Below are 18,215 nucleotides of genomic sequence, written 5' to 3'. Positions count from 1 at the left end.
CACGTCCTTATTTGTCTTTGGCGAAAAGGGCGTCGAGCTTCTGCTCGAAGGCGTGGTAATTGAGGAAGTCGTACAGCTCGGCGCGGGTCTGCATGGTGTCGACCACGTTGCGCTGGTGGCCGTCGTTCTTCAGGGCCTTGAAGACGTTCAGGGCGGCGGCGTTGGCGGCGCGGAAGGAGCTGAGCGGATAGAGCACCATGTCGACACCGTGCTGGGCCAGCTCGTCCCTGTGGTAGAGCTCGGTCTGGCCGAATTCGGTCATGTTGGCCAGCAGCGGCACCTTGACGGCTTCCTTGATGCGGTCGTAATGGCCCAGGTCGGTCATGGCCTCGGCGAAGATCATGTCGGCGCCGGCCTCCACGTAGGCGGCGGCACGGTCGATGGCCGCTTCCAGGCCGTCCACGGCCAGGGCGTCGGTACGGGCCATGATCACGAAATTCTCATCCTGGCGGGCGTCCACGGCGGCCTTGATCCTGTCCTGCATCTCGGCGGTGGAAACGATTTCCTTGTTGGGCCTGTGGCCACAACGTTTCTGGGCCACCTGATCTTCCATATGCACGGCGGCCACGCCGGCACGCTCCATTTCCTTGATGGTGCGGGCGATGTTGAAGGCGCCGCCCCAGCCGGTGTCGATATCCACCAGCAGCGGCGTATCCACGGCACCTGTGATGCGCCTGGCGTCTTCCACCACGTCGTTGAGGGTGGTCACGGCCAGATCGGGCATGCCGAAACTGGCATTGGCCACGCCGGCCCCGGACAGGTAGATGGCTTCAAAACCCACTTCTTTCGCCATCAGGGCGAAGTAGGCATTCATGGTGCCGGCGATCTGCAGCGGCTTGGAACGGGCGACGGCCTCGCGAAAACGGCGTCCCTGAGACATAACAAATCCTCAATAGGCTCTTAACCGCCCCCAGACTAAATGCCCTTTACGTTAACGTCAACCTGCCACCTTGGACTTGTGGTCCCAAAGGCAACCCGCTAGCATCCCAGTCATGTGACGCCAAGGGACACCTTTTTGCAGCCCCATCAATTGGTTTGCCCCCATTGCCAACTGCATATGGAAGCCTGCGTGCTGGATCCCCGGCATCGGGCCTGGTGTCCGCGCTGCCAGGCGCCGGTGGCCGAAGGGCGCCCCCTGGCGCTGCGTTGGCTGGTGGCCCTGGCCGGGGTGTTGCTGTTCTGTACCCTGACGCTGCTGGCCCAGCCCATGCTCCATTTCGGCCTGCCCGGCCAGACCAATGCCGCCACCCTGATGGGGGGCATCCTCAGCCTGGCCGAACAGGGCCAATGGCTGCCCTCCTTCCTGGTATTCCTGACCGGCGCCGCCGCCCCCACCCTGCTGCCGCTGCTGCTGCTCTACACCCTGTTCGGCCCGGACGGCTACATGCGTCGCCAGGCGCTGTCGGCACTCTGTCATCTTCGGGAATGGTGCATGCTGGACGTGCTGCTGGTGGGGCTGTGCGTCAGCCTGGTCAAGCTGGTGGGCATGGCCGAGCTGCAGGCCGACTGGGGCCTGGCCACCCTGGTACTGGGGCAGCTGGCCATGGCGGGCCTGATCCAGGGGATCCGCCCCGCCGTGCTCTGGCAGCGTATCGCCCCCCAGGCCCAGCAGGGGCTGGCCGGCTCCCGGGCCTGTCCCCGCTGCCATGCCCTGAACGTACCCACGGCCCATGGCTGCTGGCGCTGCCACCACCGCCTGGAATCCCGGCCGGCCCAGGGCAAGGCGCTGTGCTGGGCGCTGCTGGCGGCCTCGACCATATTGCTGGTGCCGGCCAATGTGCTGCCCATCTCCTATCTCACCGCCTGGGGCGCCACCACCCCGGACACCATCTTCAGCGGCGTGCTCTCCCTGGTTCGCTCCGGCTACCCCATCATCGCCGTGATCGTCTTCGTGGCCTCCATAGTGGTGCCCGTGGGCAAGATCCTTATCCTTTCCTTTATCCTGCTGGTGCACGATAAGGGGATCTTCAAGCCCGTTCAGCTACAAAAACTTTACAGACTGGTAGCCTTTATCGGTCGCTGGTCCATGCTGGACATCTTCGTGATGGCCATCATGGTGACCCTGATCCAGCAGGGGCTGCTCTCGGAATTTCGCGTCGGCCCCGCCGCCACCCCCTTTGCCATGGTGGTGGTGCTGACCATGCTGGCCGCCGGCCGCTTCGATACCCGTTGGTTATGGATGAAGAATGAAAGACAACGCCGTCAAGAACCTGGCCACCCCTGACATACGCAGGGTCAGGAAGCTGTCCCTGGTCTGGCTGGTGCCGGTGCTGGCCCTGTTGCTGGCCTCCTACCTGGTCTACCAGCAGTTTCTGGACCGGGGCCTGAGCATCACCATCCGCTTTCCCCAGGCCGAGGGCCTGGTGGCCGGCAAGACGGAGCTGCGCTACCAGGGCTTCAAGGTCGGGGTGGTCAGCCACCTGAGCTTCTCGCCCCAGGAAAACGAATTCACCGCCCATATCGACGCCATGCGCGATCTGGAGCCGCTGCTGAAGGAAGACACCCAGTTCTGGCTGGTCAAGCCCCAGGCCAGCCTGCTCGGCGTATCCGGCCTGGACACGTTGTTCTCCGGCAACTACATCGCCATGCAGCCCGGCCAGGGTCGGGATCGCCGCCATTTCGTGGCCAGGCGCAGCGCCCCGGCGGCGCCGGTACCCGACGGCGCCTTCATGGTGGAGCTGGCCCTGGAGGATCTCGGCTCCCTTGGCGTCGGCTCGCCCATCTATTACCGACACGTGCCGGTAGGCCAGGTGCACTCCTTCCACCTGGACAAGGCCGCCGGCGCCGTGGTGCTGAAGCTGGTGTTCGACGAGGACTACCGGGATCTGGTCAAGCGCAGCAGCCGTTTCCGCAACGCCTCCGGGCTCAAGGCCGAGGCCAGCCTGTCCGGCATCAAGGTCGAGACCCACGGCCTGGTGCCGCTGCTGTCCGGCGGCCTGATCATGGAATCCCCTGAAGACGCCCCCCAGGCCGACTATGGCCAGCGTTTCGTGCTCAGCAAGGACAAGCGCTTTCGCCAGCAGCTGCACCTGCGCACCAGCCAGATCCTGCCGCCGGGCACCCCTGTGGTGGAACAGCAGCGCCTGGTGGGCGAAGTGCTCAAGAGCAACGACAGCGGCGTGACCATCGGCTTCGTGCAGAAGGCGCCAAGCCGCTTCTACGCCTGGGTGGCCGAGCGCCAGCTCAAGGATCTCAGCCTGGAGACCCTGCTCCACCCCCGCTACGTGCGGATCCTGCCCGGCGTCGAAGGCCGCGACGAGCTGCACCAGCACCCGCCCCTGCCGGGCCCGGACGATAGGGAGCAGCTCATCGAGCTGGTCAGCGACAAGCGCATCGCCGACGGCGTGCCGCTCTACTACAAGGGATTCACCATAGGTGAGGTGCTCTACAGCGAGCTGGTGGCGCAGACGCCGGTCAGCCAGCTGCTCGTCTACGGCGACTTCCGGCAGCTGGTGACCCGCGACAGCCGCATCGAAACCCAGACGCCCCTGAAGCTGGAAGCCAAGCTCAGCGGCATCAAGGTCGACTCGGCGCCCATCGCCGACTGGTGGCAGGGCGCCCTGAAGCTGATCCAGGGCCAGGGCGAGCCGGCCAAGTACGGCCAGCGCTTCCATGTCGACGAGCCCGTGGCACCCGCGGGGCCTGTGCTGCGACTGCTGGCCAGGCCCGCCCGCGCCCTGCCCCATGGCACGCCGCTGCGCTGGCAGGGTTTTGACGTCGGCCAGGTGGAAAGCGCCCGCCTGCTACCCGGCGGCGAGGAATCGGAGCTGCTGGTGCGCCTGGACGAACGCCACAATGGCCTTATCGATGACGGCCTGCGCTTCTACTGGCAGCCGCCGCTTAAGATCCAGGCCAGCCTCAAGGGCCTGGACTTGACCCTGCCGGATCTGGCCAGCCTGCAGGCCGGTACCATCAATGCGGTGCGCGCCCGGAGCGGAACACCGGTCAAGGACGGCGCCACCTTCCGCCTCTATGTGGGCCAGGAGCAGGCCCTGTCCGACGGCCAGCGCCTGCAGCTCAGCCTGCCCCTGGACAGGACTGTGGTGCCGGGCACCGCCATCAAGCACCTGGGCCTGCCCATAGGAGAAGTGGCCTCGGTGCGCCAGGAGGGCAAGCGCCTGCTGGCCAGCCTGCAGCTTGTGCCCGGTCTCTACCCCCGCCTGGCCCGGGACGGCAGCCGCTTCACCCTGATCACCCCGGAGATAGGCCTGGGCGGCGTCAAGCACCTGGATGCCCTGCTTTCTCCCTACCTGGCGGTCATGCCGGGTGAGGGTGAGCATCGCAGCCACTTCGCGCTGGCCGACAGCCTCTACGACCACGACATCGTCTACGTACAGGCCCAGGTGGCAGGCGACCTCGGCCCGGGCAGCCCGGTCTGGTTCCGGGATCTGCCGGTGGGCGAGATCCTGGCGGTGACCCTGACCCCGGGCGCCGACGCCGTGCACTTCAAGTTGGCCATCAAGGCCGAATACGGCCACCTGGTCCGTACCAGCAGCATCTTCTGGCGCCAGAGCGGCTTCAAGGCCAGATTCGGCCTGCTGGAGGGACTGGACGTGGAAGTGGGCAGCCTGCAGAGCCTGATCAAGGGCGGGATCCAGTTCGGCACCCGCCCCGGCGGCAAGGCGCCGCTGCCCCAGCGCCCCTTCCCGCTCAGGGACAGCGCCCCGGACCACTGGCAGCATTGGCCGGCCCTGGCCGACTGAAAAGAGCCCGGCCGATGCCGGGCTTTTCGTTTAGCCGAAATAGAGATAACAGACGGCGATGGCCGCGCCTATGCCGGCCAAGTCCGCCGCCAGGGCACAGGGAACGGCATGGCGGCTGTGCTTGATACCGACGGCGCCAAAGTACACCGCCAGCACGTAGAAGGTGGTCTCGGTGGAGCCCTGCATCACCGCGCTCAGGCGACCGGCGAAGCTGTCCACCCCGTGGTGGTTCATGGTCTCCAGCATCAGCGCCCGGGACGCCGAGCCGGAGAAGGGCTTCATCAGGCCGGTGGGCAGGGCATCCACGAAGCGGGCGTCCAGGCCCAGCCAGGCCACCAATTGGCCTATGGCCCCCACCAGCAGATCCAGGGCCCCCGAGGCGCGCAGCAGGCCGATGGCGGCCAGCATGGCCAGCAGATAGGGAATGATGCGCACCGCCGTGGTGAAGCCTTCCCGGGCACCGTCCACGAACACCTCGTAGACCGCCACCTTGCGCCAGGCCGCCACCGCCAGGAAACAGCCCAGGATGGCCAGGATGGCGCCATTGCCAAGCAGGCTCAGCCTCAGGTTCATCAGCTCGGCGCTGACCCCCAGGGTCCACCAGGCCAGGGCCGCCACCAGGCCCATCAGCACGCCAAGGGCCAGCAGCAGGGCGCCGTCCCAGAGCCGGATCCGCTGCACCAGGGCCACGGCCAGCAGCCCGGCCAGGGTGGAGGCGCTGGTGGCCAGCAGGATCGGCAGGAACACCTCGGCGGGCTGGGCCGCGCCCTGCTGGGCCCGATACAGGAAGATCACCACAGGCAGCAGGGTCACCGACGAAGTGTTCAGCACCAGGAACAGGATCTGGGCGTTGGAGGCCCTGTCCTTGTGGCGATTGAGGCTGTGCAAGTCCTCCATGGCCTTGATGCCGAGGGGCGTGGCGGCGTTATCCAGGCCCAGGGCGTTGGCCACCAGGTTCATGGTGACGCTGCCCTGGGCCGGGTGGCCGGCCGGCACCTCCGGCATCAGGCGCCGAAACACCGGGTTGAGCAGCCGGGACAGCTGCTGGATCAGCCCCGCCCGCTCCGCCACCTTCATCAGCCCCAGCCACAGGGCCATGACGCCGATCAGCCCCAGGGCGATATCGACACTGAGCTTGGCCATGGCGAACAGGCTGTCCACCATGGCGTTGACCACCTGGGTCTGCCCCGAGAAAAGCTGCCACAGCATGGCCAGGAAGGCGGCCCCGAACAGGGCCAGCCAGACACGGTTGAGCACGACCGAATTCCTTTTTGTTACAATCCGCCCTTTGTTGGCCACTTTGCCGAGGATCACGGTGCACAGCAAGGTCTATCTGCCTGACGGCTTCCTGGCGGCCATGGACGCCATCATGCCCGCCCACCTGGACAGGGAGGCCTTCAAGGCCGCCTGCCAGCGGCCCCTGCGTAGGGCCATTCGCGTCAATACCCTCAAGATCAGCGTCGAGGACTTCAAGGCCAGGGTCGAACCCCGTGGCTGGCAGCTGGATCCGGTGCCCTGGTGCGAGACCGGCTTCTGGCTCAAGCGGCCAGAAGCGGAGGAAGCCGCCCTGGCGCTCGGCAATGTGGCCGAGCACCTGCTGGGCCTGTTCTACATCCAGGAGGCCTCCTCCATGATGCCGCCGGAGGCCCTGTTCAAGGCCCTGGACCGGCAGCCGGCCCATGTGCTGGACGTGGCGGCGGCGCCCGGCTCCAAGACCACCCAGATGGCGGCCCTGATGCAGAACCAGGGCATGCTGGTGGCCAACGAGTTTTCCGGCTCCCGCATCAAGGGGCTCTTTTCCAACCTGCAGCGCCTGGGGATCCATAACACCGCCCTGTGCCACTTCGACGGCCGGGTATTCGGCCCGGCCCTGCCGGAGAGCTTCGACGCCATACTGCTGGACGCCCCCTGTGGCGGCGAAGGCACCATCCGCAAGGACGAGGACGCCCTCAAGGACTGGTCCCAGGACCATATCGACATGATCAGCGCCGTGCAGCGGGATCTCATCGATTCCGCCTTCCAGGCCTTAAAGGTGGGCGGCGTGCTGGCCTACTCCACCTGCACCCTGAACCGCCAGGAGAACCAGGATGTGGTGGCCTGGCTGGCCGACCGCCATCCGGGCGCGGTGGAGATCCTGCCCCTGGACAATCTCTTCCCCGGCGCCGAGCAGGCGATCACCGAAGAAGGTTTCCTGCACATCTGGCCGCAGATCTTCGACTCCGAAGGCTTCTTCGTGGCCGCCATCAAGAAGGTGGCCGCCATCAACGCCGAGGCCGAGCCCCAGCGCCTGGGCCGCTTCCCCTTCCAGCCCCTGGGCCGCAAGGACAAGGCCGCCGTCCGTCAGTATTTCCAGGGCCAGTTCGGCATAGCACTGCCGGACAGCCTCTGGCAGCGGGACAAGGAGATCTGGCTGTTTCCCGAAGGCGCCGAGGCCCTGGCGGGCAAGATCCGTTTCGACCGCCTGGGCCTGCGCCTGGCCGAGACGCTCAAGAAGGGTTATCGCAGCCACCACGACGCCATCATCGCCCTTGGCTCACAGGCTATCCACAATGTTGTTGAACTTGACGCCGATCAGGCCAGGGCTGTTTTCTGCGGACGGGACATCGAATGGCCGGGGGCCCAGGCCGGTGCCGGCGAAGTGGTGCTGACCCTGGAAGGCCACCCGATCGGCATTGGCAAATGGTTGAAAAACAAGATCAAAAACAACCTCCCGCGGGAAATACTCAAGGACAACCTGAGCTGGCTCATATAAGTGAACGAAATAAAAATTCACATTTAATGACGGTTTTTTATCAGCCTTTCATGGAATACCCCGGGGGCACTGCTACTCTAGATCACAAGTTGTGCACATTTTTTTGCACACTTCTCCCTTGTTATTTGTGGTTTTGTATTAGCGCACGGCTCTTTTAAAGAGCCATTCCCCTGAGCCCGGAACATGGACATGGTTTCGGGCTTTTTTTATGTCCAGCAAAAAGGGGACCGCCAGGTCCCCTTCCTTTCATCTGGCTGTTCAGCCCAGCAGCAGCGGCCTGGCCCTGGGGAAGCAGTTGAAGAAGTTCTCGGTGGTGATTTCGCCAAGTTGCGCCGGGCTGACGCCCTTGAGGCTGGCGACGAAGTCGGCCACGTCCGCCACGTACTGGGGCTCGTTGGACTTGCCCCGGTGCGGCACGGGCGCCAGGTAGGGGCTGTCGGTTTCCACCAGCAACCGCTCCAACGGCAAGGCCCGCACCACGTCTCGCAGGGCCTCGGCGTTGCGGAAGGTGACGATGCCGGAAATGGAGATATGGAAGCCCATCTCAATGGCCGCCTCGGCCATCTCCAGGCTCTCGGTGAAGCAGTGCAGCACCCCGGTCACCTCGCCCTGGCCTTCCTCGCGCAAAATATCCAGGGTGTCTTCACGGGCATCCCTGGTGTGGATGATCAGCGGCAGCCCCAGCTTGCGGGCCACCCGCACATGGTGGCGAAAGGCCTGCTGTTGCAGCTCGGCGGACTCCGGGGCATAGAAGTAATCCAGGCCGGTCTCGCCGATGGCCACCACCCGCTCATGGGCCGCCATGGCTTCCAGGCGATTGAGATCGCCGGCCTCGTCCTGGTTGAGGGGGTGGACGCCACAGCTGGCCACCACCTCGGGATAGGGAGCTATGGCCGCCATCATGGCGGGGAAACTGTCCAGGGTGACGCACACCGACAGGAAATGGCCGACGCCGCGGCCCCTGGCCCGGGCCAGGGCCTGGCCCAGATCCTCGTCTTCGGCCAGCTTCAATCGATCGAGATGACAATGGGAATCAACCAGCAAGGGTCTCACTCCTTCCACTTTGCAGTAACGCCGCCAGATCCAGCAGCAGTAGTTTCTTGTTCAGGGCCGGCTGCTCGATAAGGGCCTGGCGACAACCCAGCACCGCCTGCCAGGCCGCCTTGAGACCCTGCCCGGACAGGCTCTCGCGCCTGTCCAGCCGGTCATGGTAAAGAAGCGGCAGGCCGCTGCGCAGCCGCATCTGATCCAGCAGGCGATGAGCCAGCTCCTCCAGGCAGAACTCGGCCTCCTTGTGCCAGTGGCCGGCGAACTGCTCCGGCAGCAACCGGCCGGTCTCAAGCTCGGCCAGATCCTGCTGCAGCCTGGCGGTCTGCTCGCCATAACCGTCGGCCAGGGCCTGGCGCAGGGCCAGGGGCGCACCGTGGAAGCGGCGCAGCAGCGCCGGAGTGGCCTTAACGCCCTGGTCGGCCAGCCAGGCCAGGGCTTCGGCTTCGGTGGGCACGCCCAGGGTCAGCTGCTGGCAGCGGGACAAAATGGTCGGCAGCAGCCGGCCGGGGCTGCGACAGAGCAGCAGCCAGTGGGTGTCCCTGGGGGGCTCCTCCAGGGATTTGAGCAGGGCATTGGCGGCGTTGACGTTCATGGCCTCGGCCTGGGTGATGATCACCACCTTGGCCCCCCCCAGCTGAGCCCGCTCGTAGACGGGGCCAAGCAGGGCCCGCACCGCATCCACCTTGATCTGGCTGCCGTCCGGCGCCAGCTGGTGCAGATCCGGGTGGGTGCCGGCGGCCAGCAGCTGGCAGGGATGGCAGTGGCCACAGGGTCCCTGGGGCGCCTTGCACAAGAACCGCGCCGCCATGGCCTCGGCCAGCTGGGCCTTGCCCAGGCCCCTGGGGCCACTCAGCAGGTAGGCATGGGCAAGCCGGCCCTGGGCCTGCCAGTGTCCGAATCTGTCCAGCCAACTCTGCAGCCAGGGCAACATCAGGCCGGCTCCAGCAGCCGCTCGGCCAGGGCGCTGCGGATATCGGCATGGACCTGGTCCATGGGTTGGCTGGCGTCGATGATGACGGTGTCCGGGCAGGTGCTCGCCAGGGCCAGGTAACGCGCGCGGGTGCGCTCGAAGAAGGCCAGGGCCTCCTGCTCGATGCGATCCAGCTCACCGCGGCCCCTGGCCCTGTCCAGGCCCAGGGCCGGCTCTATGTCCAGGTACAGGGTCAGGTCGGGCCTAAAATCGCCCAGCACCGCCGTGCGGATGGCGTCGATAAGCCCCTCGTCTATGCCGCGGCCGCCGCCCTGGTAGGCGCGGCTGGACAGATCGTGGCGGTCCCCCACCACCCACTGCCCCATGGCCAGGGCCGGCTTGATGACGTTTTCCACCAGTTGCACCCGGGCCGCGTACATCAGCAGCAGCTCCGCCTGTGGGGTCAGGGGCTCCTCGGTGGGGGTCTTGACCAGATCCCGCATGGCCTCGGCCAGCGGCGTGCCGCCGGGCTCGCGGGTGCGCACCGTATCGGCGCCCCGGCCTTTCAGGAAATCATCGACCACGGCGATGGCCGAGGACTTGCCGGAGCCTTCCAGGCCCTCGATGACCACGAAGCCGGCACCGGCTTTCAGTTTCTGCTTCATCAACGCTTTCTCTGATACTTGTTCACGGCCCTGTTGTGCTCGGCCAGGGTCCTGGAAAACACGTGGCTGCCGTCGCCGTTGGCCACGAAATAGAGGTAGTCGGTCTTGGCCGGGTGCAGTACCGCCTCGATGGCGGCCCTGGACGGCATGGCGATGGGCGTGGGCGGCAGGCCACGAATGACGTAGGTGTTGTAATCGGTGTGGCTGCGCAGGTGCTGGCGGGTCAGGTTGCCGTCGAACTCGTCGCCCAGGCCATAGATCACCGTGGGATCGGTCTGCAACCGCATCTTCTTCCTGAGCCGGTTCACGAATACCGCCGCCACCAGCGGCCGCTCCTCGGCCACCGCCGTTTCCTTCTCGACGATGGAGGCCAGGATCAGCGCCTCGTAGGGGCTGGCCAGGGGCAGATCATCCGCCCGCTTGGGCCAGAGTTCGTCCAGGGCCTGTTTCATGGCCTGGTGGGCCCGGGCCAGCACCTGGCTGTCCTTGTCGCGGCAGCGGTAGTGGTAGGTCTCGGGCATGAACCAGCCTTCCACGTGCTCAACCCCGAGACGCTCGGCCAGCTCGGCGTCACTGACATTGTCCAGGGTCAGTTGCAGGTGGGGAGCCTCGGCCAGGACCTGACGCCACTCTTGGAAGCGATGGCCCTCGATCAGGGTCACCGCGAAACTGGCCTCATCACCGCTGCCGAGCCTGGCCAGCACGGCTTCCAGGGTCATGCCGGGACTGATTTCGTAGCAGCCGGCGCGGATCTGCCCCAGCTCGGGCTTCAGTTTCAGCAGCAGCTGGCCCAGCCTGGGCTCGGCCAGCCAGCCCCGCTCATGAAAGGCATAGAGCAGGTTGAAGGCGGAGTCTCCGGCCCTGACTTCCAGCAGTTCGGGTTCGGCAAGGGCCAGGGGACGGCTCCATTGCTGCTTGACCCAGAGGGCGCCGGCGACCAGGGCGGCCGTGGCCAGGGTCAACAGCAGGCCAAAGGCGGCCAACCACTTCTTCATGGTGTGTTCTCGTTCAGTTCTTCTTGTAGGGCACGGGTGACGGGGCCACTTGCCAGGGCCCTATCGGCCAGCTGCCTTATCGGCACCACCCCCATCAGGGCGTTGGTGAGGAAGATCTCGTCGGCTTCCGCCAGGGCCTCGGGGCCGGCGTCGACCTGATCTACCGGCCGCTGTGCCATCACCAGGTCCCTCATGATACCGGCGACCCCGGCCAGGATCAGCCCGGGGGTGAATAAGCGGCCACCTTTTGACCAGAACAGGTTGGCGGAAACGGCGCTGCGCAGCATGCCAGCCTGATCCAGGCAGATCCCCTCGTCGAGCCTGAGGCTTTCCAGGCATTGGCTGGCCAGCACCTGCTCCAGGCGATTGCAGTGCTTGAGGCCGGCCAGCAGCGGCTGGTGGCCAAGGCGCACCGGCAGGATATCCACCCTGATACCCTGCTGTTGCCATTGGGGGTAATGAGCCGGCCCATCGAAGGCCTTGAGCCAGTAGTGGCTGGCCATGGCCGCATCCGGCCTGTAGCCGCGGCCACCCCGGCCCCGGGACACCAACACCTTGATGCCGCCCTGCCCCTGCTTCCTGGCAAGTTCTGCGACCTCGTCGCTGAGCTGCTGCCAGTTAAGGGGGGCCATGGCCAGGCGGGCGCAGCCCTCCTGCAGCCTGGCCAGGTGCCTTGGCCAATGCAGGGGCTTGCCGCCGGAAACCTTGAGGGTGGTGAAGTGGCCGTCGCCATAGTTGAGGAGGCGATCGTCCAGATGGGCCTGAGTCATAACACCATAAAAAAACGCCTGTTAGCCCCGTAGGGTAACAGGCGTTTTGACCCGGATCACGGTTTAGATCTTGCTGAACAGCAGCGAGCCGTTGGTACCGCCAAAGCCGAAGGAGTTGCACAGGGCATGCTCCAGCTGCACCTGGCGGGCCTCATGGGGCACATAATCCAGATCACAGCCTTCGGACGGGTTGTCCAGGTTGATGGTGGGCGGCACGGCGCCGTCGTGGAGGGCCATCACGGTGATGATGGCTTCCACTGAGCCGGCGGCGCCCAGCAGGTGACCTGTCATGGACTTGGTGGAGCCCACCATCATCTTGTAGGCGTGGTCGCCAAACACCGACTTGACCGCGTTGCTCTCGGCGATGTCGCCGGCCGGCGTGGAGGTGCCGTGGGCGTTGACATAGCCGACGCTGTCCAGGGCCAGGCCGCTGTCCTTGACCGCGTTGGCCATGGACAGGGCGGCACCGGCGCCGTCGTCCGGCGGCGAGGTCATGTGGTAGGCGTCACCGCTCATGCCGAAGCCGCTCAGCTCGGCGTAGATGCGGGCGCCACGGGCCTTGGCATGCTCGTAGTCCTCCAGCACCATGACACCGGCACCGTCACCCAGCACGAAACCGTCCCTGTCCCTGTCCCAGGGACGGCTGGCGGCCTTGGGATCTTCATTGCGGGTGGACAGGGCCCGGGCCGCGCCGAAGCCGCCCATGCCCAGGGGGGTACAGGCCATCTCGGCGCCACCGGCCAGCATCACGTCCGCATCGCCGTAGGCGATCATGCGGGCGGCGTGGCCGATGTTGTGCACGCCCGTGGTACAGGCGGTGGTGATGGCGATGTTGGGTCCCCGCAGGCCATGCATGATGGACAGGTGCCCGGCCACCATGTTGATGATGGTGGACGGCACGAAGAAGGGGGACATCTTGCGCGGACCTGACTTGAGCAGGGCCTCGTGGTTCTTTTCGATCAGGCCCAGGCCACCGATGCCGGAGCCGACCGCCACACCCACCCGGGTCAGGTCGGTCCGCTCCAGCTCCAGGCCGGAGTCGTTCAGGGCCTGGATCCCTGCCGCGATGCCATATTGGATGAACAGATCCATCTTCTTGGCGTCTTTGGGGGACAGGTACTGGGAAACATCGAAGCCTTTGACGTTGCCGGCGAACTTGGTGCCGAAAGCGGATGTATCGAAATGGCTGATGGTATCGATACCGCTCTGGCCGGCCAGCAGCGCCTGCCAGGAATCTTGAACCGTGTTACCGACCGGGGACAGCATGCCCATGCCGGTTACCACGACACGACGCTTGGTCACGGCGTTAGCCTCCAAAAGGAATTGGGAAAGGGTCTTGCGAAGAGAAAACAGGCGGTCCGAAGACCGCCTGCTTGGAGCTTATTCTTGGTGAGCGACGACGTAGTCGATGGCCGCTTGCACTGTGGTGATCTTCTCGGCTTCTTCATCCGGGATCTCAGTGTCAAACTCTTCTTCCAGCGCCATCACCAGCTCAACGGTGTCCAGAGAGTCGGCGCCGAGGTCGTCTACGAAAGACGCTTCGTTCTTGACTTCTTCTTCCTTAACACCCAGTTGTTCGATGATGATTTTCTTTACGCGTTCTTCGATAGTGCTCATAGCTTCTTTTTCCTTAGCTGTACGCTGTAAATAGCGACTTGGGGCTAGTGTATTACGTCCCAAAATTTCATTGCAAGAGAGGAGAAAGCGCGATCTTGCTGGTCAAACCACAATTATTGTCGTTAATTGTGACAAAAATGCGTCGATTTGCCGCTTTCTCCACCACAGATCAGACCATGTACATGCCGCCGTTGACATGCAGGGTTTCACCGGTGATGTAACCGGCTTCGGTTGACGCCAGGAAGGCAACAGCAGAGGCGATCTCGCGCGGATCTCCGAGCCTGTTGGCGGGAACCTGGGAGAAAATGCCCTGACGCTGCTCGTCGGTCAATTCCTGGGTCATATCGGTGTCGATAAAGCCCGGCGCCACCGCGTTGACGGTGATGCCACGGGAAGCCACTTCCCTGGCCAGGGACTTGGTGAAGCCCAGCAGGCCGGCCTTGGCAGCAGCATAGTTCACCTGGCCCTGGTTGCCCATGGTACCGACCACGCTGCCGATGGAAATGATGCGACCGGCGCGCTTTTTCATCATCGGCCGCAGCACCGCCTTGGACAGACGGTACAGGGACTTGAGGTTGGTGTCGATGACCGCATCCCACTCGTCGTCCTTCATGCGCATCAGCAGGTTGTCACGGGTGATACCGGCGTTGTTGACCAGGATGTCCAGGTCCCCTGCCCGCTCCTTGATGGTGGCCAGCACGGCGTCGATGCTCGCTTCGTCGGTGACGTTGAGCTTGAGACCAAAACCCTTGTCGCCCAGGTAGGCGGAAATGGCGTCGGCGCCCTTGTCGGAGGTGGCGGTACCGATGACGGTGGCGCCACGGCTGGCCAGCAGCTCGGCGGTGGCCTTGCCGATGCCACGGCTGGCACCGGTGACCAGGGCTACCTTGCCCTCGAGGGACATAAATTCACTCATGGTTCTCTCCCTTAGGCCTTGAGGTTACGCAGATCGTCGCCCACGTGCAGGGCGGCGGCGCTCAGGCCCTTGTCGATACGCTTGGTCAGGCCGGTCAGCACCTTGCCCGGACCACATTCATAGAGGTTTTCCACACCCTGGCCGGCCAGCTTCTGCACCGTCTCGGTCCAGCGGACCGGGCGGTAGAGCTGACGCACCAGGGCGTCGCGGATGGCATCACTGCTGTCGGCCACGGCCACGTCGACGTTGTTGATCACGGCGATGCCCGGCACCTGGATGTTGATAGCGGCCAGACGCTCGGCCAGCTGTTCGGCGGCCGGCTGCATCAGGGCGCAGTGGCTGGGTACGGAGACCGGCAGCACCAGCGCACGCTTGGCGCCATTGGCCTTGAGCACTTCGCAGGCACGGTCGACGGCGGCCTTGCCACCGGCGATGACCACCTGGCCGGGGCTGTTGAAGTTGACGGCCTCCACCACCTCGCCTTGGGCGGCGTCGCTGCAGCCCTGGCGGACGGCGTCGTCATCCAGGCCGATGATGGCGGCCATGGCACCGGTGCCGGCGGGTACGGCGGCCTGCATGTAGCGGCCGCGGGCCTCGACCAGGGCCACGGCGTCACGAAAATCGATGGCACCGGCACAGGTCAGTGCGGAATATTCACCCAGGCTGTGGCCGGCCATGTAGGCAGGCGCCTCGCCGCCCAAGGACTGCCAGGCGCGCCAGGTGGCCACAGAGCTGGTCAGCAGGGCCGGCTGGGTGCGTTCGGTGGCGTTGAGGTCGGCTTCGGGGCCTTCCTGGACCAGTTTCCACAGGTCGTAGCCCAGTACCTCGGAAGCCTCGGCGAAGGTGTCGCCGACCACGGCGAATTCCTCGGCCAGATCCTTGAGCATGCCCAGGGCCTGGGAGCCCTGGCCAGGAAAGATAAAGGCAGATTTTTGCATGGTGATTCTGCGTCCTTGGAGATCAGTAACGAACCAGGGCGGCGCCCCAGGTGAAGCCGGCACCAAAGGCCTCCAGCAGCAGCAGCTGGCCGCGCTGGATGCGACCGTCACGCACCGCCTCGTCCAGGGCGATGGGCACGGAGGCGGCAGAGGTGTTGCCGTACTTGGCCAGGTTCAGCACCACCCGATCCAGGCCCATGCCCAGCTTCTTGGCGGTGGCGGAGATGATGCGCTGGTTGGCCTGGTGGGGCACCAGCCAGTCAATTTCTTCCTTGGCGACACCCTCTTTTGCGAGGATCTCGGTGACCACATTGGCCAGCTGGGTGACGGCGACCTTGAATACCTCGTTGCCGCGCATCTTCAGCCAGGGATCGCCCATGCCTTCGGCGCCACGCTGGGGCAGATCGGCACAGAGCAGATCGCCATAGCTGCCGTCGGCGTGGATGCAGCTGCCCAGGATGCCCTGCTCTTCGCTGGCACCCAGCACGGCGGCACCGGCGCCATCACCGAAGAGGATGATGGTGGTGCGGTCGTTGGGCTCGCAGACCCGGGACAGGATATCGGCACCCACCACCAGCACCTTCTTGGCCTGGCCGGTCTTGATGAACTGGTCGGCCACGGTCAGGCCATAGGTGAAGCCGGCGCAGGCAGCGGAAATATCGAAGGCGCCGATGCCGGGCACGCCCAGCTCCGCCTGCAGCTGGCAGGCGCAGGAGGGGAAGGACTTGTCCGGGGTGGTGGTGGCGAACAGGATCAGATCCAGTTCTTCGGCCTTGACGCCGGCGGCCTCAAGGGCTCGCTGGGCGGCCGGTGTGGCCAGGGAAACGACGGTCTCGCCTTCGGCGGCGATGCGGCGCTCAGAGATACCGGTGCGCTCTACGATCCACTGGTCGGTGGTTTCGACCATACGCTCGAGATCGGCGTTGGTGCGCACTTGGGCGGGCAGGTTGCTGCCCGTACCGAGAATTTTGGCGTACATGAAATGGCTCAGTGCTTGTCCAATAAAACTGCGTCGAAGGCATCCTTGATGCCGTTCGGCAATTGCCGCTGTGCCTCGGTCAAGGCCTGAGAAATGGCGTTGAAAAAGGCATCAGTGTTGGCATTTCCGTGACTTTTCACGACGATACCGCGCAATCCTAACAGACTGGCCCCGTTGTACTGGTCGGGGTTCACCCTGTGGTAGACCCGCTTCAACCAGGGCAGCACCAGCAGGCCCAGCAGTCGGGTCAACCAATTGCGGTTGAAGGCGGCCTTGAGTTGGCTCAGGAAGAAGTCGGCGATACCTTCACAGGTCTTGAGGGTGATATTGCCCACGAAGCCGTCGCAGACGATGACATCGGCCTTGCCGGTAAAGATATCGTGCCCTTCCACGTAGCCTATGTAGTTGATGCCGGGGCAGTCTTCCAGCAGGCGGGCGGCATGCTTGACCTGGTCGTTGCCCTTGATGTCTTCCTCGCCGATGTTGAGGAGCGCCACCTTGGGCGAGGCGATGCCCTCCACCTCGCGGACCATGGCGTTGCCCATGACCGCGAACTGGTAGAGGGTGTCGGAATCCACCGAGACGTTGGCGCCCAAGTCCAGCATGTAGACATGGCCGTCGTTCACCGTCGGCATGGCCGAGACGATGGCGGGCCGCTCCACCCCGGGCAGGGTCTTGAGCAGATGCCGGGACAGCGCCATCAGGGCGCCGGTGTTGCCGGCACTGACGCAGGCCTGGGCTCGGCCATCGGCCACGTCCCCTATGGCCATGCCCATGGAGGAGCTGCGTTTCATGCGCAGGGCCACGGCCGGTTTTTCGTCCATGGCGACTTCCTGCTCGGCATGGCAGAGGGTCAGTCGGGGATGATGGAGCATGCCTTCGGCCACCAGGAAAGGCTCAAGGGCCTGTTGGTTGCCAAATGCACGAATGTTCAGGTTGGGGAAATGCGACAGTGCCCGCGCAATGGCGGGCACTGTGACGGAGGGGCCCAGGTCCCCTCCCATGGCATCTACCGCTAAGGTAAAAGCCATCTAGGCTCGGCTCTTAGCCGATCACCTTTTTACCACGGTAGAAACCGTCGGCAGTCACGTGGTGACGCAGGTGGGTTTCACCGGAAGTCTTGTCTACGGACACAGCAGCGGTAGTCAGAGCGTCGTGAGAGCGACGCATACCACGCTTGGAACGAGTTTTGCGGTTCTGTTGTACGGCCATGAGACCTTCTCCTTAAAAAGTGATCACTTCTTCCTGAGCTGCTCAAGCACAGCAAAGGGATTCGGACGCTCATCAGCAGGCTCGATCTCGCCCCAGCTCATCTCTGATCCAGACACAGGACACTGATCTTCAGCATGCATTGCGACCAGTGGCAATGCCAGGATCAGTTCGTCTTCGATAAGCTGGCGCAGGTTGATCTCACCATTTTCGTCGAGTTCGACTGGCTCATAAGCTTCCGGGAGCTCTTCAACTTCAGAATTCTCGAAAACCGGTGTGCAGGCAAAGGTTGCCTCGAAGGGCTGACGCATGATCTGGTTACAGCGCTGACATTCCAGCTCGAGCTCCACGCGGGCTTCACCTTTGGTGTAAACCACGCCCTGGAGGTCAATGCCGCAGCTCAGACGGACATCCACATTGCCTTGCCGGGATTCGGTCAATTCCAGCAAACGCGTCAATTCGGCCAGAGGCACCAGGCCGTCGTACTCGTCACGACGCTGGGCACATCTCACCGGATCGATGGTTAAGGGCAGCTTAACTTTTTGCATAGGGCGCGCATATTAACGGGAGCCGTTAACCCTGTCAAAAACAGAAAAACCGGCTGGCAAGCCAGGCCGGACCCTAATGGCGCTGCAACCTGTGCAGACCACCCTGTAACGGGGCTGTATTTTACGTGAAAATAGGGGCTTGGGTGAAGTCATAAGTAAAGGA

At 64.5% G+C, this 18,215-nt stretch carries 18 protein-coding genes; 3 read left to right on the top strand and 15 right to left on the bottom strand.

What is annotated here, in order from left to right; genetic code table 11:
• Nucleotides 1-7: 7 nt before the first annotated feature.
• Nucleotides 8-880 (bottom strand): methylisocitrate lyase, encoded by an 873-nt coding sequence (gene prpB, locus WDB71_RS07715; protein ID WP_341504072.1) that lies wholly within the window; start codon nucleotides 878-880, stop codon nucleotides 8-10.
• Nucleotides 881-1,069: 189 nt separating this feature from the next.
• On the opposite strand from prpB, the gene WDB71_RS07710 reads away from it, so the two are divergent.
• Together WDB71_RS07710 and WDB71_RS07705 are read left to right on the top strand one after the other, a co-directional pair.
• Complete coding sequence (locus tag WDB71_RS07710; RefSeq protein WP_341504071.1) at nucleotides 1,070-2,224, top strand: PqiA/YebS family transporter subunit; 1,155 nt, start codon at nucleotides 1,070-1,072, stop codon at nucleotides 2,222-2,224.
• Nucleotides 2,187-4,703 carry an MlaD family protein gene (locus WDB71_RS07705; RefSeq protein WP_341504070.1) on the top strand — a complete coding sequence of 839 codons (2,517 nt, stop codon included), beginning with the start codon at nucleotides 2,187-2,189 and terminating at the stop codon, nucleotides 4,701-4,703. Before WDB71_RS07710 ends, WDB71_RS07705 begins: the two co-directional genes overlap by 38 nt.
• A 30-nt stretch (nucleotides 4,704-4,733) precedes the next feature.
• Here the strand turns inward: WDB71_RS07705 and WDB71_RS07700 are convergent, their stop codons facing one another.
• Complete coding sequence (locus tag WDB71_RS07700) at nucleotides 4,734-5,960, bottom strand: nucleoside recognition domain-containing protein (protein ID WP_341504069.1); 1,227 nt, start codon at nucleotides 5,958-5,960, stop codon at nucleotides 4,734-4,736.
• Nucleotides 5,961-6,060: 100 nt separating this feature from the next.
• Here WDB71_RS07700 and rsmF point away from each other — a divergent pair, with 100 nt between their 5' ends.
• A complete protein-coding gene (rsmF, locus tag WDB71_RS07695; RefSeq protein WP_341504196.1) occupies nucleotides 6,061-7,455 on the top strand; it encodes a 16S rRNA (cytosine(1407)-C(5))-methyltransferase RsmF in 1,395 nt (464 codons plus the stop codon).
• A gap of 258 nt (nucleotides 7,456-7,713) precedes the next feature.
• On the opposite strand, the gene WDB71_RS07690 is transcribed toward rsmF, so the two are convergent.
• From WDB71_RS07690 to yceD, 13 genes are all read right to left on the bottom strand, one after another.
• On the bottom strand, nucleotides 7,714-8,499 hold the full coding sequence (locus WDB71_RS07690) for a YchF/TatD family DNA exonuclease (RefSeq protein WP_341504068.1): 786 nt from the start codon (nucleotides 8,497-8,499) through the stop codon (nucleotides 7,714-7,716).
• The gene (gene holB / locus WDB71_RS07685; protein WP_341504067.1) at nucleotides 8,489-9,436 is read right to left on the bottom strand and encodes a DNA polymerase III subunit delta'; all 948 of its coding nucleotides are present in this window, start codon (nucleotides 9,434-9,436) and stop codon (nucleotides 8,489-8,491) included. Before holB ends, WDB71_RS07690 begins: the two co-directional genes overlap by 11 nt.
• Entirely contained in the window at nucleotides 9,436-10,080 is a 645-nt protein-coding gene (tmk, locus tag WDB71_RS07680) for a dTMP kinase (protein ID WP_341504066.1), read from the bottom strand. Before tmk ends, holB begins: the two co-directional genes overlap by 1 nt.
• Nucleotides 10,080-11,075, bottom strand: a complete 996-nt coding sequence (gene mltG, locus WDB71_RS07675; RefSeq protein WP_341504065.1) for an endolytic transglycosylase MltG — start codon at nucleotides 11,073-11,075, stop codon at nucleotides 10,080-10,082. Before mltG ends, tmk begins: the two co-directional genes overlap by 1 nt.
• Nucleotides 11,072-11,845 carry an aminodeoxychorismate lyase gene (pabC, locus tag WDB71_RS07670; RefSeq protein ID WP_341504064.1) on the bottom strand — a complete coding sequence of 258 codons (774 nt, stop codon included), beginning with the start codon at nucleotides 11,843-11,845 and terminating at the stop codon, nucleotides 11,072-11,074. Before pabC ends, mltG begins: the two co-directional genes overlap by 4 nt.
• A gap of 63 nt (nucleotides 11,846-11,908) precedes the next feature.
• On the bottom strand, nucleotides 11,909-13,147 hold the full coding sequence (gene fabF / locus WDB71_RS07665) for a beta-ketoacyl-ACP synthase II (RefSeq protein ID WP_341504063.1): 1,239 nt from the start codon (nucleotides 13,145-13,147) through the stop codon (nucleotides 11,909-11,911).
• 78 nt (nucleotides 13,148-13,225) lie between these two features.
• Nucleotides 13,226-13,462: an acyl carrier protein gene (acpP, locus tag WDB71_RS07660; RefSeq protein WP_341504062.1), complete on the bottom strand. Its 237-nt coding sequence runs from the start codon at nucleotides 13,460-13,462 to the stop codon at nucleotides 13,226-13,228.
• A 169-nt stretch (nucleotides 13,463-13,631) separates the two neighbouring features.
• Entirely contained in the window at nucleotides 13,632-14,366 is a 735-nt protein-coding gene (fabG, locus tag WDB71_RS07655; RefSeq protein WP_341504195.1) for a 3-oxoacyl-ACP reductase FabG, read from the bottom strand.
• Between the two features lie 23 nt (nucleotides 14,367-14,389).
• Nucleotides 14,390-15,316 (bottom strand): ACP S-malonyltransferase, encoded by a 927-nt coding sequence (gene fabD, locus WDB71_RS07650; protein ID WP_341504061.1) that lies wholly within the window; start codon nucleotides 15,314-15,316, stop codon nucleotides 14,390-14,392.
• Nucleotides 15,317-15,338: 22 nt separating this feature from the next.
• Nucleotides 15,339-16,295, bottom strand: coding sequence for a beta-ketoacyl-ACP synthase III (locus WDB71_RS07645; protein WP_341504060.1), 957 nt, complete (start codon nucleotides 16,293-16,295; stop codon nucleotides 15,339-15,341).
• Nucleotides 16,296-16,303: 8 nt separating this feature from the next.
• Nucleotides 16,304-17,326 (bottom strand): phosphate acyltransferase PlsX, encoded by a 1,023-nt coding sequence (gene plsX / locus WDB71_RS07640; protein ID WP_341504059.1) that lies wholly within the window; start codon nucleotides 17,324-17,326, stop codon nucleotides 16,304-16,306.
• Between the two features lie 13 nt (nucleotides 17,327-17,339).
• Nucleotides 17,340-17,507 carry a 50S ribosomal protein L32 gene (gene rpmF / locus WDB71_RS07635; RefSeq protein WP_341504058.1) on the bottom strand — a complete coding sequence of 56 codons (168 nt, stop codon included), beginning with the start codon at nucleotides 17,505-17,507 and terminating at the stop codon, nucleotides 17,340-17,342.
• Between the two features lie 23 nt (nucleotides 17,508-17,530).
• Nucleotides 17,531-18,052, bottom strand: a complete 522-nt coding sequence (gene yceD / locus WDB71_RS07630; protein WP_341504057.1) for a 23S rRNA accumulation protein YceD — start codon at nucleotides 18,050-18,052, stop codon at nucleotides 17,531-17,533.
• Nucleotides 18,053-18,215 lie beyond the last annotated feature (163 nt).

It is taken from the genome of Gallaecimonas sp. GXIMD4217, assembly GCF_038087665.1.
GTDB lineage: Bacteria > Pseudomonadota > Gammaproteobacteria > Enterobacterales > Gallaecimonadaceae > Gallaecimonas.
The sequence above is the reverse complement of the archived record's forward strand: the minus strand, read 5'-3'. Positions and strand labels throughout refer to the sequence as shown.

Excerpts from the sequence above, each read along its gene's own strand:
- prpB (WP_341504072.1), bottom strand. The coding sequence starts at position 880 with ATGTCTCAGGGACGCCGTTTTCGCGAGGCCGTCGCCCGTTCCAAGCCG.
- WDB71_RS07705 (WP_341504070.1), top strand. The coding sequence starts at position 2,187 with ATGAAAGACAACGCCGTCAAGAACCTGGCCACCCCTGACATACGCAGG.
- rsmF (WP_341504196.1), top strand. The coding sequence starts at position 6,061 with ATGGACGCCATCATGCCCGCCCACCTGGACAGGGAGGCCTTCAAGGCC.
- holB (WP_341504067.1), bottom strand. The coding sequence starts at position 9,436 with ATGTTGCCCTGGCTGCAGAGTTGGCTGGACAGATTCGGACACTGGCAG.
- tmk (WP_341504066.1), bottom strand. The coding sequence starts at position 10,080 with ATGAAGCAGAAACTGAAAGCCGGTGCCGGCTTCGTGGTCATCGAGGGC.
- mltG (WP_341504065.1), bottom strand. The coding sequence starts at position 11,075 with ATGAAGAAGTGGTTGGCCGCCTTTGGCCTGCTGTTGACCCTGGCCACG.
- pabC (WP_341504064.1), bottom strand. The coding sequence starts at position 11,845 with ATGACTCAGGCCCATCTGGACGATCGCCTCCTCAACTATGGCGACGGC.
- acpP (WP_341504062.1), bottom strand. The coding sequence starts at position 13,462 with ATGAGCACTATCGAAGAACGCGTAAAGAAAATCATCATCGAACAACTG.
- fabG (WP_341504195.1), bottom strand. The coding sequence starts at position 14,366 with ATGTCCCTCGAGGGCAAGGTAGCCCTGGTCACCGGTGCCAGCCGTGGC.
- fabD (WP_341504061.1), bottom strand. The coding sequence starts at position 15,316 with ATGCAAAAATCTGCCTTTATCTTTCCTGGCCAGGGCTCCCAGGCCCTG.
- WDB71_RS07645 (WP_341504060.1), bottom strand. The coding sequence starts at position 16,295 with ATGTACGCCAAAATTCTCGGTACGGGCAGCAACCTGCCCGCCCAAGTG.
- plsX (WP_341504059.1), bottom strand. The coding sequence starts at position 17,326 with ATGGCTTTTACCTTAGCGGTAGATGCCATGGGAGGGGACCTGGGCCCC.
- rpmF (WP_341504058.1), bottom strand. The coding sequence starts at position 17,507 with ATGGCCGTACAACAGAACCGCAAAACTCGTTCCAAGCGTGGTATGCGT.
- yceD (WP_341504057.1), bottom strand. The coding sequence starts at position 18,052 with ATGCAAAAAGTTAAGCTGCCCTTAACCATCGATCCGGTGAGATGTGCC.